The organism is Rhodopseudomonas palustris HaA2 (assembly GCF_000013365.1).
Lineage (GTDB): Bacteria > Pseudomonadota > Alphaproteobacteria > Rhizobiales > Xanthobacteraceae > Rhodopseudomonas > Rhodopseudomonas palustris_J.
On sequence record NC_007778.1, the window covers coordinates 122,285 to 137,307 of the forward strand.

Here is a 15,023-nt window from a genome sequence, read left to right on the forward strand (position 1 = left end):
TTCTCGCTGCGGCAGTGCGCTTCCGCGCCGCCTGCGCCGCAGAGTAGCAAGCGCATCCGGTGGATGGAAACCAGTCCGTGAATCGCGGGGACGTTATTCGGCCGCTTCGCGCAGCGGCAGCGCCGGCAATGCGGCCGGCATTCGCGTCAGCCAGTGATCGAGGAAGTCCGCCAGCCAGGCGCGTTCGGCCGCGTCGTGCAGCGCGCGGTCGGCGAAGTGATCGCGGCGCGGCCGGGCGCCCGGCAGCTCCAGTCGCTCATGGCCCCGGGTGGTCCAGCGATGCAGCATCGCGCAGGTGACATCGGGGTGGAACTGCAACCCGTAAGCACTGCCGGCGCGGATCGCCTGCACCGGGAAGTCGCCGCCCTCGGCCAACAACTCGGCGCCGGTCGGCAGAGCGAAGCCCTCGCAGTGCCAGTGATACACCTGCCGCGGCCATTGCGCGCACATCGCCAGACCGGCCGCGGTCGGGCGAATGTCGTAATAGCCGATCTCGGCGCGGCCCTCCGGATGCGGCGAAACGCGGGCGCCGAGCTGCGCCGCCAGCATCTGCGCGCCGAGGCAGATTCCGAGAAACGGCCGCCTCTCCCGCAGCGGCACGGCGATCCAGTCGATCTCGCGGCGGATATAGTCGTCGGGATCATTGGCGCTCATCGGGCCGCCGAACACCACCACGCCGGCGTGGCCATCGAGCGTCTCCGGAAGGGCGGCGCCGAATCGCGGCCGGCGGATATCGAGCGGATGGCCCAAAGCGCGCAGCGCGTTGCCGACCCGGCCGGGCGTCGAGGTCTCCTGATGCAGGATCATCAGCACCGGCCGCGTGTCCGCCGCCTGGCCGGCGGGCTGCAGCGCGGGCGAGGCCACCCGGGAAAAATCGTCAATCGGTCGCAGGAGCATGGCGTCTCGGAGCTGGCGAATCGATCAGGATCGTCGCACCGTCGTGCAATTGCCTCGACGGATTGAGTTTTCTCAGTCGCCAGCTACTAAAGCAAGCTCCGGGCCAAATGATGGCCGTGCGCGGCGGGCGCTTCAGCGCTGCCGCTGCTGATAGCCGCCGACCGCGGCCAGAATGAAGCCGCGCGGGAAGAATCGCAGCAGGAACGGCACGATCTTGACGCCGAGGCCCGGCAACACCAGCCGCCTGTTGTTCATCAGCCCCTGATAACCTTGGCGGGCGACCTCGGCGGGCGAGACGTTGAGCACCGCCGAATCGAAGCCGGGCTCGAAGCCCGCGCGCGACTGGAATTCGGTCGACACCGGCCCAGGACAGATCGCCGTGACCCTGACGCCCTTCTTGCCCAGTTCCTGATGCAGCGCCTCGCTCAGCGACAGCACATAGGCCTTGGAGGCATAGTACACCGCCATGCCGGGCCCCGGCAGGAAGCTGGCGATCGACGCGACGTTGAGGATGCCGCCGCGCAGTTTCGCGACGCTGTCGGCGAAGCGCAGCGACAGGTCGGTCAGCGCGCGGATATTGACGTCGATGATGCCGAGCTGATCCTCGCGGTCGATCTCCGCGGCGCGGCCGAACAGGCCATAGCCGGCATTGTTGACGAGGTACTCGACCTCGACCCCGGCCGCAGTCAGCCGGGCCACGATCTCGTCGACCGCCTCGGGCTTCGCCAGATCGCAGACGATGATGATCGGTTCCTTGCCGCCCTTGGCCGTGATTTCCGCAGCCAGCGCCTCGAGCCGGTCGGCGCGTCGCGCCACCAAGGCCACTCTGTGAGCATTTGCCGCGAAAATGCGCGCCAGCTCCGTGCCGATGCCAGCCGATGCCCCCGTTATCAACGTCACGCGTTCAGTCACGATGAGAGACTCATGAATTGAAAGACTTGAATCGAGAGGCCGGATGGCCCGCGGATCATCACTAGGCCTTATGCAAGATGCAAGCAGCGTGCAAGGCCATTGGCGGCTCCGGTTCCGACCGCGCAACGGCCGCCGCCAAGCGCTTCATAAAACAGACGCATCCCAGTCACGCCGCAGCTGCCGCCGCGTGAGGTGTCCCGATCGGACATGCGGTCGGCGGTCTCCGTTCGATGTCCCGCACCTCTCGCCAGAGCTTCGCAGGTTAGTTCGCGGGGTCGGTTTCCGATTGCTGTGCGGCGACCTGGCGCTTGAGATTGATACGGTCGCGCGACGACACCGCGAGCAGGTCGGCCGCGCGCCACACCACGTTCTCCTCGAACTCGGTGACCTGGCCGTCGGCGAACACCAGCTCCCACATCATCTCGATGATCCGCAGCCGGCCCTGCTCGTTGACCGAGCGCATGATGACGCTGGTGAAATTATACAGATCGACCGCCTCTCCCTCGACCAGCGTCGCCGAGGCGATCAGCCGGCTCGCGGTCGCCGCATCGAGCTCGAAGCGGGTCTCCAGCAGATCCTGCAATTTGCGGCGTTCGACCTCGGAGGGATCGCCGTCGAGCGAGATGACGTGAATCAGCAACGCCGTGGCGGCCAGCCGGTAGCCGCCGTCGTCGAGGGTGAGTTCGTCCGGCGCGGTCGGCGCGACGACGTCGGAAATGAATTGGCGCAGTTTATCCAGCATCGGCGTTCGGACTCTCGCGAAGGGGGCGAACTCAGGCTCGCTTGATGAGGCGAAATCGTAACGTTGGCAATCCGGCCGGGTTCCGGCGGGCTTCATGACGGTTCGGCAATGTCGCCAATGCGTTAAGGAATTTCATAGACCAGCACCTTGTCGGCAATGCCGCGCAGCGCGGCGTGCTTTTCGATCGGCGCGATCGCCTCGCGATCGAGCATCGCGGTGACCGCCGGCGTATCGATTACCGCCCCGGTGAGATGAATCGCCTGGGTGGTGGCGAGGCCGAGAACGCGCGCCGCGATGTTGACGGTCTGGCCGAAATAATCCTGCCGCTCGTTCAGCATCACCGCAAGGCACGGGCCTTCGTGAATGCCGATCTTCACCACCAGATCCCGGGTGCCGCGTTCCTCGTTGAGCGCATCCATCGCCTCGCGCATCCGCAGCGCGGCGGCGAGCGCGTCCTCGGGGCGGTTGAAGGTCGCCATCACCGCGTCGCCGATGGTCTTCACCACCGCGCCCTTTTCGGCGGCGATGATCTCGAGCAGCGCGCGGAAATGCGCCCGCACCAGATCGAACGCTTTGAGGTCGCCGACGCGCTGATACAGCGCCGTGGAGCCCTTGAGATCGGTGAACAGGAAGGTCAGCGAGGTGATCTTCAGCCGCTGGTCGGGACTGAGGTTGTCGGCCTTGAAGACGTCGCGGAAGGTCTGATTGGTCAGCATCCGCTTCGCGGTGAGGATCGGCTTGCGCTTGCCGAGCAGCGTATGCAGCGCGTCTGCGGCGACCCAGACCGCGGGTATCACCCGCTTGTCCGCATGGTTGGTCAGCGACAGTTTCAGCGGCCCCGGCCGCAGCGACAATGTCGGCGTCAGCGGGTGCTGGCGCTCGAAGCTCAGCGCCAGCGATTGCACTTCGTCGGTCGGCTCCCCGGCGACGTCGATGAACTGCGCCGAATGCGTCACCGGCTCGAAGACGATGATGAACTCGCTCGGCAGAGCGATCGACAGCTCGGCGGTCTCGCCGGGCTGCAGCGCCGCGGCGCCCAGCGTGTCCTGATCGGACAGCCGCGCCAGCACATCCTCGTCGAGCTCGATGCCGGAGCTCCAGAACATCTGCCGGGTGTAGTCCCATAGCGGCAGGCTGTCGGGATCGTGCGCGCCGATCCGGCGGATGCCCGGACTGACGGTGAAGGCGGCCTCGACCTGATCGTCGACCGACGCCTCATAGGCTTTCGCACACAGCGCGCAGGTGTATTCGTCGTGCCTCAGCGCCTTCAGCGACGGATGGCTGTCGAGCACGCCGCTGCAGCCCGGGCACAACACGTTCCAGCTCATGTCGAACAGACCGAGCTGGGCCGCATGCAGAAAGCCGGAGATCACCTTCTCCTCGTCGAGGCCGGTGCGCGTCGCGAATTCCAGCACGTTGATGCGGTTGAGCTCGCTGTCGGCGCCATCGGCGATCAGATGCGCGATGGCGTCGACGACGGGGGCCTCGGTGGTCTGCCGCAGCACGGTGTAGAGAGGTCGAACGTCGGTCATGGCCTTCATTTAGGTCACGTCTCGATTTCAGCCAAATGAAGCCTTGATCACCGGCGCGTGAGCCTGAACATCGGCGAGCGGTCCGGCTGGGTGGTGACGATGCCGATCGGCATCACCGGCGCGGCGTCGATCAGTTCGATCCGGAACGCGCCGACGACCCGGGCCAGCGCCAGCGTCGCCTCGACCAGCGCAAAATGCGCACCGATGCAGATCCGCGGGCCGACGCCGAACGGCAGATAGGCGAAGCGATCCGGCGGCGGCGCGCCCGGCAGGAAGCGCGACGGCATGAAGGCGGAGGGATTGTCCCACAGCTTCTCGTGCCGGTGCAGCAGCCACGGCGCGATCAGCAACACGTCGTGGCGGTGGATGGCGTGGCCGGCGACGGTGTCGGGGCCGGCGGCCTCGCGCGCGATCAGGAACGCCGGCGGATACAGCCGCAACGTTTCGTCGAGCACCGCGCGGGTGAAGGGCAGCCGGTCGAGCGCAGGCGTTTCGCCGCTGCCGGCGGCGCGGACTTCGTCCGCGAGGTCGTCCTGGGTGCGCGGATCGAGCGCCAGCAGATACAAAGCCCAAAACAACGCGGTCGCGGTGGTCTCGTGGCCGGCGAGAATCATCGTCGCGACCTGATCGCCGAGCTGATCATCGGAGAACGCCTCGCCGGTCTCGGGATCGCGCGCCGCGACCATCAGGTCGAACAGATCGCGCGGCGGCGCGCCTTCGCCCTTGCCGGCGGCGCGGCGGGCGGCGATCAGTTCGCCGACGAATTTGGTCCAGCGCCGGCGAAAGAACGCGCGGGAAATATCCTGCGGCGTCGGCCAACCGAGCGGCAGCAGCAGATCGAGAAATCGCGGGCTCGCGAGTCTGGTGCCGTACTCGATGACGAAATCACGCAGCGCCTTGCCGTGGCTGCCCATCTCGAACGAGAACATCGTCCGCCCGGCGATCTCCAGCGCCAGATGCTGCATCTTCTCGCGCAGGTCGACCGGCGCGCCGGCGCTGTCGCGCAGTTCGGCGACGGTCTCCTCGGTGGCCGAGATCATATGCGGCACCAGCGTGCCGACGGCGCGCGGCGTGAACGCCGGCGCCAGCGTGCGGCGCTGATGCTTCCAGACGCGGCCCTGCGCCAGCAGCAGGCCTTCGCCGAGCATCGGCTGCAGCACGCGGATGCCCGTCGCGGTGCGGGTGTAGTTCTCGTCGTTGTCGACCAGCACATGCCGGATCGCATCGGGCGTATTGAGGATGTAGCTGGCGTGAGTGAAGAACCTGCCCTTGACGATGTCGTCCTGATAGGCTCGCGCGCCCCAGCTCGCGATCGCATTGCGGCGGATCGCCGCGAGCCGGCCGAGCGCCGAGATATTTTCCGGCGCGCGTGGCGGCGTCGGCGGCACCAGCGGCGCAGGACGATCAGCGACAGCGTAGACTTCGGCGATGCTCACAGGGCTCTCCTCGTCTCGGTTTCCTCACCTCTCAAGCTAGGAAGCAAACCGGGCGCCGGGAAGGCCTGCCTAAGAGGTCAGTTCCGCCACGATGACGCGGTTCTCCGCCAGCGGCCACGCCCGCGCCACGATGCGTTCCTCGTTGAAATGGCCAGCCACCGCGCGTCCGACCTCGGACGCCGGCAGCTTCGCCGTGGTCAGCGCATCGGTCGGCACGCCCGGCTTGACGTCGGCTGGCTGTTGGCCGTCGAGCAGCACGATGTCGCGCGGCAGGCCGAAATAGCCGCGCGGCCTCGACAGCATCACCACCGCGCCGGTCTCGGCCTCCGGCTTGGCGGCGGGCCGCGCCGCGCGCAGATGCACGACATCGGAGGAGCGCGGAAACGGCGAGCGATAGATATGGGTGATCATCTCGCCGGGCTGGCTGAGCACGAATTCCAGCGGCCAGGGCGGCTGCGTATCGACGGGGCCCCAGCGGCCGTCGGGGCCGGTCTTGCCGCTGTACAGCGCCGCGCCGATGCGCTCGCCGCTATCGGGCGCGACGCGAAACACTTCGACGCCGGCGCCCGCAACCGGGCGATTGGTCGGCACGCCGCCCGGCGTAGCGGTGACCAGCCCGCTGAGCTGCACCGTCCGTTCCGGCGCGATCGCGATCAGATCCGGCTCGCGGCCGGCGATGAATTTGTAGATCTCGCGGAAGGCGCGCGGATGAAAAGCGACTTCGCGATGGTCGAGCGCGCTGAGCGCCAGATTGGTCGCGCCACGCAGTTCGGGACCTTCGGCCGTCACGCCGGTCGGCGTGCCCGGCTTGCCGAGGAAGCGGCCGTCGGCCTGCGCGTATTTGTCCAGACCGTCGCTGCGCAGCGTCAGGAACGCCACGCCCGGCGTCACTTCCGACTCGCCCTCGTTGAGTCCACGCAGGAACGGCCCCTTGCCGTTGAACTCGTTGCCGAGGCCCGCATCCCAGGCATAGACGCCGTGATTGGGCGTGCCGCACAGCACCGCGTGCGAGACATCGGCGGCGCCGCCGACCTTGATGTAGTTGCGCACCGCGTTGCCGCCACGCGAACTCGCCACCAGGGCGACCTTGGCGGCGCCGGTGCGACGCTTCAGCTCGGCGATCGCGACGCCGAGCTCGCGGCGTTGGTCCTCGGTCGAGGACCGGTCGGGCTGCGCCACGCCGTCGTCGGTGCGCGCCAGCGGATCGGTGAAGTTCAGTGCCGCCAGCCGTAGCCTTGCGATGCCGTTGGATTCCATCCGCCAGATCTGCGTGATCCACAGCGCCGCATGATCGCCATTGCCGTGCACGAACAGGATCGGCGGAACCGGGGTCTCGGGCGACGCGGCGACCGGCCCCTGCGCAAAGGCGCGCAAACTCGGCCCGCCGAACACCAAGGGCAGCGCCCCGAGTCCCTTCAAGATGCTGCGCCTGGAGCTGTGCACGTTGGTTTCTCCCTGATTTTTTCAAACCCTAGCAGGCGCTTGGGCCCGTTCAAGGGGCGGTTGGCACTGGACAGGCCCGGAGGTTCGCAGGCATCACTGCAATCAAGCGCCGGGAATCGGCGCAAGCGGCGAGGATAGCGTCGAATGGAACGGCTTTGATGACGGGCAGGCCGAAGCGTGGCGCATTTTCCGCCGGCGGCGTCGCGGCGCCGCTGCGCTATGCGCTGTTCCGGCGGATCTGGCTGGCCAGCCTGCTGTCCAATCTCGGCCTGATGATCAACGGCGTCGGCGCCGCCTGGGCGATGACCCAGATGACGTCCTCGGCCGACAAGGTGGCCTTGGTGCAGACCGCCCTGATGCTGCCGATCATGCTGGTGGCGATGCCGGCCGGCGCGATCGCCGACATGTATGACCGCCGGCTGGTCGGGCTGGCGTCGCTGACGCTCGGCCTCGGCGGCGCCACGGCGCTCGCGGTGCTGGCGCATCTCGGCCTGGTGACGCCGGAGATCCTGCTCGCCTTCTGCTTCGTGATCGGCACCGGCATGGCGCTGTTCGGCCCCGCCTGGCAGGCCTCGGTCAGCGAGCAGGTGCCGGGCGAGGCGTTGCCGGCCGCGGTGGCGCTGAACGGTATCAGCTACAACATCGCCCGCAGCTTCGGCCCCGCGGTCGGCGGCATCGTGGTGGCAAGCGCCGGCGCGGTCGCGGCATTCGCGGCGAATGCGGTGCTGTATCTGCCGCTGCTGGCGGTGCTGTTGCTGTGGCGGCGGGTCAGCGAGCCGCCGCGGTTGCCGCCGGAGCGGCTCAACCGCGCGATCGTGACCGGCGTGCGCTACATCGCCAACTCGCCGTCGATCCGGATCGTGCTGGCGCGAACGCTGATCACCGGCATCGCCGGCTCGTCGGTGCTGGCGCTGATGCCGCTGGTGGCGCGCGACCTGCTGAAGAGCGGCGCCGAGACCTACGGCATCCTGCTCGGCGCGTTCGGGGTCGGCGCGGTGATCGGCGCGCTCTATGTCGGGATGGTGCGCGAGCGGATGAGCAGCGAGGCCGCGATCCGCAGCTGCGCGCTGATCATGGGCGTGGCGATGGCGGCGGTGGCGATGAGCCGCTGGTCGATACTCACCGCCGCGGCGCTGGTGATTGCGGGCGCGGTGTGGATGCTGGCGATCGCGCTGTTCAACATCGGCGTGCAGCTGTCGGCGCCGCGCTGGGTCGCCGGCCGCTCGCTGGCGGCGTTCCAGGCCTCGATCGCCGGCGGCATCGCGATCGGGAGCTGGGGCTGGGGCCACGTCGCCGATCTCTCGGGCGTCGCGCCGTCGATGCTGATCTCGGCGGGCGCCATGGTCGTCTCGCCGCTGCTCGGGCTGTGGCTGCGGATGCCGGCGGTCGGTACCCAGATCGAGGACGCCGACCTCCTGGCCGACCCGGAAGTGCGGCTGGCGCTGACGCCGCGCAGCGGACCGCTGGTGGTCGAGATCGAGTACCGCGTCGATCCCGACGACGCCCGCGCGTTTCACGGGGTGATGCAGCAGGTGCAGCTCAGCCGCCAGCGCAACGGCGCCTATGGCTGGTCGATCGCCCGCGACATCGCCGATCCGGAATTGTGGACCGAGCGCTATCACTGCCCGACCTGGCTCGACTACTTGCGGCAGCGCAACCGCTCGACCCAGGACGATCGCAATCTGCATCAGCGCGCGATGGCGTTCCACCGCGGCGCAGACCCGATCCGGGTCCGCCGGATGCTGGAGCGGCCGTTCGGATCGGTGCGCTGGAAGGACGATTCGCCCGATCGCGCCACCGGCACCGAAGTGCTGCCGGTCGCCGGCGTCAGCGGCGGCTCGACCTGAAGGACGCCGCGACCGACACGCGGCTACTCGCCCGCGGCTACTGGCCCGCGACTATTGGCCGTTGTCGGTCAGCACCTTGGCGCAGGTCTTGCTGAGCCGCGCGCGGTTCTTCTGCAGGCAGGCGAGGATCACGCCGTCGCCCTGGTCCATCACCGCGCGACAGAACCGCGAGACGTCGCGGCCGCAGCCGGGGTCGGGGCGGCCGGACTGAGCCTGCGCCGCGGACACCAGCAGCAAGAGCGAAGCGACCGTAACAACCGATTTCAACATGGCGGCCATCCAAATGCGTGAACGACTTGCACGAAGCATGCGGCAAGTCGGGCGCGGCTGGTTTAGTTCCCACCGCGCCGCCGGGCAAGCGAATTGGGGCAAGCGAATTGGCGGCGCCGGGCCGGGACGAACTAACCGTCGCGGGGAACGATCACCGTCGGCTTGGTCATCTCGACCACGTCCTTGGCCTGATCGGTCAGCACCCGGAACTGGGTCTGCAGAAACTCGGTCTGGATCCGGACGACGTCCTGGAAATCCTTGGCGTGCAGCAATTGCTGCGAAAAATCGAAGGTCGCCTGGATGTTCTTTTCGACATAGTCCTTGAGCGTGTTGGCCTGACTGCTCGCCCCGACCGGCGACACCGACATGCTCTTTTCGATGAACTGCAGATAGTTGTTCATCGCGCCGCGCGCCTGATCGAGGTTCTTCGACATCATGTTCAGGATGACGTCGGATGAGTTCTTGTCTGCCATCGCAATCTCCTCGGGCCGCAAACGTCGTTGCTATCGTATCGCTCTATTGATCTACAAATCGTTCGCGCCGTCCAGTGCCGGCGGAGACCGTTTGAAAAATGGCCGGCCGGCAACAGGCGGACGCGCGCGACGAATCGCGCGCGCACGACGTCCTCCTCGAGCAAGCCACGAGCCGCGATCGGGTCGAGCCATGCGCCCGTGACACCATCCTGCGACGGCTCGCCGGTGCAGGCGAGCCTCGGGACGACATCCGCATCGTTCGTTGCAGCGCGTGAACCCGGCCGGACGATCGCTTGCGCGGACCGTCGCGCCCGGCGTCAGTTGAACCGCGCCCGATCGAGCTGATCGGTGCTCTTCTGCGCGCGATAGATCTCGGTGACGTACCAGGCCAGCACGACCAGCGTCGCGATCCGCACCACCGACACCGGCAGCATCAGGCTGAAGGCGACGATCAGCAGCGCCACCGCGGCCGCCTTCACCACTTTCACGCGATCGCCGAAGATCGGATAGAACCAGACCTTGTTCTCTTCGGCCCAGAACGGCGGCTTGACGCGGTTGAGGCCGTAGCGCGCCCAGGTGTCCTTGAAGCCGAGCTCATAGGCCCAGACCAGATACAGCGTGACCCAGAACGACAAGAAAGCGACGACGACGGACATCGGTCCGGCAGCGAAGCCGACGACGATCAGCACCGCAACGGCGAGTGCGACGAACCAGTTTTGCATCGGTTTGACCCTTGATACTGCAGAGGGCTCCGCGTCGGACGCCCGACCGCGCAGCCCTCTTTGAGAAGTGCCGGCGGCGCTTATTTGCGGGCGCAGGACACCACGATGGCCGTCGAGGACGGGCCGCAGCTCGCGGTGATCTGTCCGTTCTCGATCAGAAGATTGTCGCTGAATTTCGCACCCGTGGAGCCGACGCAGATCGCCGAGATCAGCGCCTCGTCGGCCTCGCAGGTGGTCGGGCAGCCATTCGACGAGCACGACGACGACGTCACGGTGCGAAACGCGGGCGGCGGCGGCGGAGCCACTGGCGTCGCGGCGACGGCGGGTTCGATCAGCACGCCACTCGGGCCGCCGATGCGGTCGCTGACCGCGAGCGCAGCAACAAGGGCGAAGGAGCCGAGCAGGATCATCGTTGAGGAGCGCATACTACCTCCATACCAGTTGGGTTTGCACGATACCGGTCTTAACTGCAGCATCGTAGCAACACTCGCGAATTTCAACAGTGACAAGTTCAATCAGACTAAATGCCGGACCCGCGAAGCCGGGCGGCAGCCCGCAAAAACGCCGACCAAGTTCCGCGGCGGGCGCAGACGATCCGCCGCGCAGGCCCTGCACGAAGCACGATACCGATGTCTATCGGTCTGGCAAACCGAGCGTATTTCGGTGACTGCCGGGATGTCACCAAACCGGCAGACGGCGTGCTTGCCACCACCAGCGGGAACTCGGCAGTGGACTCGCACGAATGGCGACGTTGCAACGCGCCGCGATCGCCACGGCGTCGTTGTCAGTTAGTTGGGCATCCTTCGTCCGGGACATTCCGGACAACGCGCCGCAATGCACGCAGATGATTCGCCGCAACGCACATCAGCGCGGCCAAGTGATTCGCACGGCCCGATCCGCGTCGCGACCGATCGGTCGATATCAGGCGCCGCCATTGTCGGCATCGTGAGCCATGATGATTTCGGATCCCTGGCACGCGATGTCGCGTTTGTCAGCGGCCCGATAGGTTGAAGGCGCTAGACAGCCTCTGCCGAGTGTGGCGACGCCGCGGGCAGATCGGAGCCCCCGTGTCGGAACCGCCATCGCTCGCACCATCGCTGAAGATTGGACATCCGATGAACAACGCCTTGCTTCTCAAGCTGCACCGCTGGACCACCTTCGTATTCGCTCTGCCGCTGATCGCGATCATCTTCACCGGGCTGATCCTGTCGGTCGAACCGATCATCCAGAGCCGTGGCCTGCCCGCCGGCATGGTCGACGCCGAGCGCATCACCGGCCTGCTGCAGCGCTACGATCCCGCCGGCAAGGCGCGCGGTCTCGCGATCAACGCCGGCGGACAGCAGATGCGCCTGATGGGCGTCAATGCGCCGACGATCGACCTCGCCACCGGCGAAGCCGCGGCGGCGTCCGATCCGGTCGGCGACGTGCTGCTGTGGGCGCGGCGCACCCACGAGCGTCTGCTCGGCTACGAGTGGCTGGTGATATCCTCCACCATCGCGCTGGTGGTGATCATGGGCATCGGAATCCTGATGGGCCTGCCGCGGCTGCGCAACAGCCTCGCCGGCTGGCACAAGGGCGCGGCGTGGTTCACGCTGCCGCTGCTGCTGCTGAGCCCAATCACCGGCCTGTTTCTGGCGTTCGGGCTGACGCTGCAGAGCGCACCGCCGCCGGCTGCGGCCAGGGCGCCGCTGCCGCTCGCCGACGCCGTCCGCGCGGTCGCGCAATCGCACGACGTCGCGCATCTGGCGATGATCGCCAATCGCGGCGGGCGGATGATGGCGCGTATCTACGAAGGCGGCGAACTGCGCGCCTACAGCTTCACCGCCGACGGCGTCACGCCGCTGCCGCGCAACTGGCCGCGGCTGCTGCACGAGGGCAATTGGTCCGCGCTGATCTCGGGGGCGCTCAATGTGACCGTCTCGGTGGTGCTGTTCGGCCTGCTGATCACCGGCGTGCTGCTGTGGTCGCGCCGCAGGCTGCGCCGACGCCCGCAGGGGACGAGGACGGCGAGCGGGACGGCCGCCACCGGCGCGGCCTGATCGCCGAGGCGCGATGGCTGACGGCGGCTTAACGGGATTGCTCGCATTGTCGGGGTGCGGTGAACGGATCGTTCCGCGGTGCGGGCATTAGGTTGGGGCCGATCTCCACCGCTGCGAGCGCCTCATGTCCAGCATTTCCGCGATTGCCGTCTCCGGGCTGAAGGCCGCGACCAGGCGGCTCGAAGTCTCCGCCAGCAACGTCGCCAATCAGCAGTCCACCGGCGCGCTGCCGACGGCGAACGGCGCGGTGCCCGCCGGCGCGCCGCAGGCCTACACGCCGCTGCAAGTAACACAGACCGCCGTCCCGGGCAGCGGTACGCAGACCAGCGTCACCCCGACGACACCGGGCACGATCGCGATCGCCGATCCCCAGGCGCCGTTCGCTGATGAGAGCGGCATGGTCGCGGCACCGAATGTCGATCTGGCGCAGGAACTGATCGGCCAGATGGTCGCCAAATACAGCTACACCGCAAACCTCGCGACGCTGAAGGCCGACCGCGACATGACCAAGGCGTTGCTCGACACCACGGCGTAGCACCGGCCGACGGGCTCATCCGGCACCGCCGGAGCGCGCATCGCCGAACTCCCGGCAGCACATCAGCGATCGTCCCGGCGCCGAACCAGATCCTCGATCATCGCCTGGACGTGGGCCAGCCAGGCCTTGCGCCGCTCCTGATCGGCGAGGTCGATCTGCATGTAGTTCGACAGCGTGTAGAGGTTCGACCGATAGAAATAGGTCAGCGACAGGATCGAGAGATAGATGAAGGTGCGGTCGCAGTCCGGCCGGAAGTCCCGCCGGTCGATGCCGGCGTTCAAGATCCGTTCGAGCAGGCCGAACTGGGCATTGGCGAACACGTCGCGGATCTTGTTCTTGACGTGGCGCCCCTTGAACAGATTTTCCGACGCGAGGATGCTGAGCAGCTCCGGATTTTCCCAATAGTACTGCCAGTTGAACGCGACCAGCGCGGCGAGCGCTTCGCGCGGCCGCGTCAGATCGAGGTCGAGCGCCTCCTCGCTTGCGACGAGCTGAGCATAGCAGTGCTCGATGACGTGGTGGAACAGCTTCTCCTTGCTGACGAAGTAATAATACAGCATGCGATCGTTGCTCTTCGCCGCCTTGCTGATGCGGTCGACCCGCGCGCCGCCGTAGCCTTCCCGCGCGAATTCGGCGATCGCGGCGCGCAACAATGCCTCGCGCGTCTGATCCGGCGTCCGGGTCCGGCGGCGCGGCTTTGCCGAGGTGTTTCGCTTCGCCGCAGCCTTGCGGCGAGGAGCCGCGAGTTCCCGCGCCGCGACGTCCGTTTCGCTGGCCATCCGTCCCCACCTCGAGCCCGCCTGAGTCGGCGCCGGGATCATAGGTTTGCCCGTTCTTTTGGCAAGCCTTGCCACTTCTTGGGCGTTGACAATACCTCCAGAACGCATTCTGTTATGTAGTAAGTACTACATTCAATTGCAACGGGGTCATGGAGGTTCGGGATGGCTGGGCGCTTCGCGGTGAAACTGGTCTCGGTCGCGGTGGCATTGATGGCGAGCGGTTGGCGGGCCGACGCCGCCGATCAACCACCGATCCGGATCGGCGACGTCTCCAGCTATTCGGCTCTGCCGATCGGCGCCCGTGGCTATCGGCAGGGCTGGGAGCTCGCGCGCGACGAGATCAACGGCAAAGGCGGCGTGCTGGGCCGGCAGCTCCAGATCATCTCCCGCGACGACGCCGGCAAGCCCGACGCGGCCATCACGCAGGCCGCGCAACTGGTCGACGCGGAGAACGTGGATCTGCTGACCGGGACGATCCTCTCCAATGTCGGCCTCGCCGTCTCCGATTTCGCCAAACGGCGGAAGATCTTCTTCCTGGCCTCGCAGCCCCTGACCGACGCGCTGATCTGGGACAAGCGCAGCCGCTACACTTACCGGCTGCGGCCTTCGACCTACACCCAGACCACCATCCTGGCCCAGGAAGCCGCCAAGCTGCCGGCGCGGCGCTGGGCCACGATCGCACCCAACTACGAGTTCGGGCAGGCGGCCGTCTCCAACTTCAAGCAGGAATTGCGGCGACTCCGACCTGATGTCGAGTTCATTTCCGAGCAATGGCCGCCGCTCGGCAAGATCGATGCGGGCTCGGTCGTGCAGGCGATGGCCGCCGATAACCCGGAGGCGATCTTCAACGTCACCTTCGGGTCCGATCTCGCCCGGCTGGTGCGGGAGGGAACCACGCGCAAGACGTTTGCGAACCGCACCGTCGTCAGCCTCCTGACCGGCGAGCCGGAATATCTGGCGCCGCTGAAGGACGAGGCGCCCGAGGGATGGATCGTGACCGGCTATCCGTGGAACGAGATCGCGACGCCAGAGCACCGCGCCTTCGTCGAGGCCTATCGGGCGCGCTTCAAGGATGCGCCGAACATCGGTGCGCTGATCGGCTACATCAACACGCTGGTGCTCGCCAAAGCGATCGAAACCGCCGGCTCGACCGAGACCGAAGCGCTTCTCGCGGCGATGGAGCACTTGAAAATCGACACGCCGTGCGGGCCGATCTCGTTCCGTGCCGTCGACCATCAGTCCACGCTGGGCATCTACATCGGCAAGCTGGCGGTGAGGGATGGCCAGGGGGTGATGACCGACTGGCGTTATGTCGACGGCGCCACTCACCAGCCGTCGGACGCCGACGTTCTGGCCAAAATCAAAGAGTAGCGCCGGCCATCGCCCTCATCACAAC

Annotated in this window: 16 protein-coding genes; 5 read left to right on the plus strand and 11 right to left on the minus strand. The window is 67.2% G+C overall.

The genetic code is table 11. The features are described from left to right. Positions 1 to 93 precede the first annotated feature (93 nt). From RPB_RS00565 to RPB_RS00590, 6 genes are all read right to left on the minus strand, one after another. Complete coding sequence (locus RPB_RS00565; RefSeq protein WP_011439014.1) at positions 94 to 897, minus strand: glutamine amidotransferase; 804 nt, start codon at positions 895 to 897, stop codon at positions 94 to 96. 132 nt (positions 898 to 1,029) lie between these two features. After that, complete coding sequence (locus tag RPB_RS00570; RefSeq protein WP_011439015.1) at positions 1,030 to 1,809, minus strand: SDR family NAD(P)-dependent oxidoreductase; 780 nt, start codon at positions 1,807 to 1,809, stop codon at positions 1,030 to 1,032. Positions 1,810 to 2,071: 262 nt separating this feature from the next. Beyond that, a complete protein-coding gene (locus RPB_RS00575; protein ID WP_011439016.1) occupies positions 2,072 to 2,551 on the minus strand; it encodes a TerB family tellurite resistance protein in 480 nt (159 codons plus the stop codon). Between the two features lie 122 nt (positions 2,552 to 2,673). Further along, positions 2,674 to 4,083, minus strand: a complete 1,410-nt coding sequence (locus RPB_RS00580) for an adenylate/guanylate cyclase domain-containing protein (RefSeq protein WP_041798473.1) — start codon at positions 4,081 to 4,083, stop codon at positions 2,674 to 2,676. 47 nt (positions 4,084 to 4,130) lie between these two features. Continuing rightward, positions 4,131 to 5,519 carry a cytochrome P450 gene (locus RPB_RS00585; protein ID WP_011439018.1) on the minus strand — a complete coding sequence of 463 codons (1,389 nt, stop codon included), beginning with the start codon at positions 5,517 to 5,519 and terminating at the stop codon, positions 4,131 to 4,133. Positions 5,520 to 5,588: 69 nt separating this feature from the next. After that, on the minus strand, positions 5,589 to 6,962 hold the full coding sequence (locus RPB_RS00590; protein WP_011439019.1) for a hypothetical protein: 1,374 nt from the start codon (positions 6,960 to 6,962) through the stop codon (positions 5,589 to 5,591). Positions 6,963 to 7,120: 158 nt separating this feature from the next. On the opposite strand from RPB_RS00590, the gene RPB_RS00595 reads away from it, so the two are divergent. Next, positions 7,121 to 8,809 carry an MFS transporter gene (locus tag RPB_RS00595; protein ID WP_011439020.1) on the plus strand — a complete coding sequence of 563 codons (1,689 nt, stop codon included), beginning with the start codon at positions 7,121 to 7,123 and terminating at the stop codon, positions 8,807 to 8,809. Positions 8,810 to 8,860: 51 nt separating this feature from the next. On the opposite strand, the gene RPB_RS00600 is transcribed toward RPB_RS00595, so the two are convergent. Both RPB_RS00600 and RPB_RS00605 read right to left on the minus strand, forming a co-directional pair. After that, complete coding sequence (locus RPB_RS00600; protein WP_041798475.1) at positions 8,861 to 9,079, minus strand: hypothetical protein; 219 nt, start codon at positions 9,077 to 9,079, stop codon at positions 8,861 to 8,863. A 131-nt stretch (positions 9,080 to 9,210) separates the two neighbouring features. Further along, a complete protein-coding gene (locus RPB_RS00605; protein ID WP_011439022.1) occupies positions 9,211 to 9,552 on the minus strand; it encodes a phasin family protein in 342 nt (113 codons plus the stop codon). A gap of 98 nt (positions 9,553 to 9,650) precedes the next feature. On the opposite strand from RPB_RS00605, the gene RPB_RS24440 reads away from it, so the two are divergent. Continuing rightward, entirely contained in the window at positions 9,651 to 9,827 is a 177-nt protein-coding gene (locus tag RPB_RS24440) for a hypothetical protein (protein ID WP_157038758.1), read from the plus strand. A 42-nt stretch (positions 9,828 to 9,869) separates the two neighbouring features. Here the strand turns inward: RPB_RS24440 and RPB_RS00610 are convergent, their stop codons facing one another. Further along, positions 9,870 to 10,274, minus strand: a complete 405-nt coding sequence (locus RPB_RS00610; RefSeq protein ID WP_011439023.1) for a hypothetical protein — start codon at positions 10,272 to 10,274, stop codon at positions 9,870 to 9,872. Between the two features lie 80 nt (positions 10,275 to 10,354). Beyond that, the gene (locus RPB_RS00615) at positions 10,355 to 10,699 is read right to left on the minus strand and encodes a hypothetical protein (RefSeq protein ID WP_041797833.1); all 345 of its coding nucleotides are present in this window, start codon (positions 10,697 to 10,699) and stop codon (positions 10,355 to 10,357) included. 690 nt (positions 10,700 to 11,389) lie between these two features. Here RPB_RS00615 and RPB_RS00620 point away from each other — a divergent pair. Both RPB_RS00620 and RPB_RS00625 read left to right on the plus strand, forming a co-directional pair. Beyond that, a complete protein-coding gene (locus tag RPB_RS00620) occupies positions 11,390 to 12,313 on the plus strand; it encodes a PepSY-associated TM helix domain-containing protein (RefSeq protein ID WP_041797834.1) in 924 nt (307 codons plus the stop codon). 124 nt (positions 12,314 to 12,437) lie between these two features. Further along, on the plus strand, positions 12,438 to 12,848 hold the full coding sequence (locus RPB_RS00625; RefSeq protein ID WP_011439026.1) for a flagellar basal body rod protein FlgC: 411 nt from the start codon (positions 12,438 to 12,440) through the stop codon (positions 12,846 to 12,848). Between the two features lie 62 nt (positions 12,849 to 12,910). Here RPB_RS00625 and RPB_RS00630 read toward each other — a convergent pair whose 3' ends face one another. After that, positions 12,911 to 13,627, minus strand: a complete 717-nt coding sequence (locus RPB_RS00630; protein ID WP_011439027.1) for a TetR/AcrR family transcriptional regulator — start codon at positions 13,625 to 13,627, stop codon at positions 12,911 to 12,913. A 162-nt stretch (positions 13,628 to 13,789) separates the two neighbouring features. Between RPB_RS00630 and RPB_RS00635 the strand changes: the two genes are divergently transcribed. Beyond that, entirely contained in the window at positions 13,790 to 14,998 is a 1,209-nt protein-coding gene (locus tag RPB_RS00635; RefSeq protein ID WP_011439028.1) for an ABC transporter substrate-binding protein, read from the plus strand. Positions 14,999 to 15,023: the final 25 nt, after the last annotated feature.

What these genes read in the sequence shown, in the direction of transcription:
- RPB_RS00565 (WP_011439014.1), bottom strand. Translation starts at nt 897, where the DNA reads ATGCTCCTGCGACCGATTGACGATTTTTCCCGGGTGGCCTCGCCCGCG.
- RPB_RS00575 (WP_011439016.1), bottom strand. Translation starts at nt 2,551, where the DNA reads ATGCTGGATAAACTGCGCCAATTCATTTCCGACGTCGTCGCGCCGACC.
- RPB_RS00580 (WP_041798473.1), bottom strand. Translation starts at nt 4,083, where the DNA reads ATGACCGACGTTCGACCTCTCTACACCGTGCTGCGGCAGACCACCGAG.
- RPB_RS00595 (WP_011439020.1), top strand. Translation starts at nt 7,121, where the DNA reads ATGACGGGCAGGCCGAAGCGTGGCGCATTTTCCGCCGGCGGCGTCGCG.
- RPB_RS00600 (WP_041798475.1), bottom strand. Translation starts at nt 9,079, where the DNA reads ATGTTGAAATCGGTTGTTACGGTCGCTTCGCTCTTGCTGCTGGTGTCC.
- RPB_RS00605 (WP_011439022.1), bottom strand. Translation starts at nt 9,552, where the DNA reads ATGGCAGACAAGAACTCATCCGACGTCATCCTGAACATGATGTCGAAG.
- RPB_RS24440 (WP_157038758.1), top strand. Translation starts at nt 9,651, where the DNA reads ATGGCCGGCCGGCAACAGGCGGACGCGCGCGACGAATCGCGCGCGCAC.
- RPB_RS00610 (WP_011439023.1), bottom strand. Translation starts at nt 10,274, where the DNA reads ATGCAAAACTGGTTCGTCGCACTCGCCGTTGCGGTGCTGATCGTCGTC.
- RPB_RS00615 (WP_041797833.1), bottom strand. Translation starts at nt 10,699, where the DNA reads ATGCGCTCCTCAACGATGATCCTGCTCGGCTCCTTCGCCCTTGTTGCT.
- RPB_RS00620 (WP_041797834.1), top strand. Translation starts at nt 11,390, where the DNA reads ATGAACAACGCCTTGCTTCTCAAGCTGCACCGCTGGACCACCTTCGTA.
- RPB_RS00625 (WP_011439026.1), top strand. Translation starts at nt 12,438, where the DNA reads ATGTCCAGCATTTCCGCGATTGCCGTCTCCGGGCTGAAGGCCGCGACC.
- RPB_RS00630 (WP_011439027.1), bottom strand. Translation starts at nt 13,627, where the DNA reads ATGGCCAGCGAAACGGACGTCGCGGCGCGGGAACTCGCGGCTCCTCGC.
- RPB_RS00635 (WP_011439028.1), top strand. Translation starts at nt 13,790, where the DNA reads ATGGCTGGGCGCTTCGCGGTGAAACTGGTCTCGGTCGCGGTGGCATTG.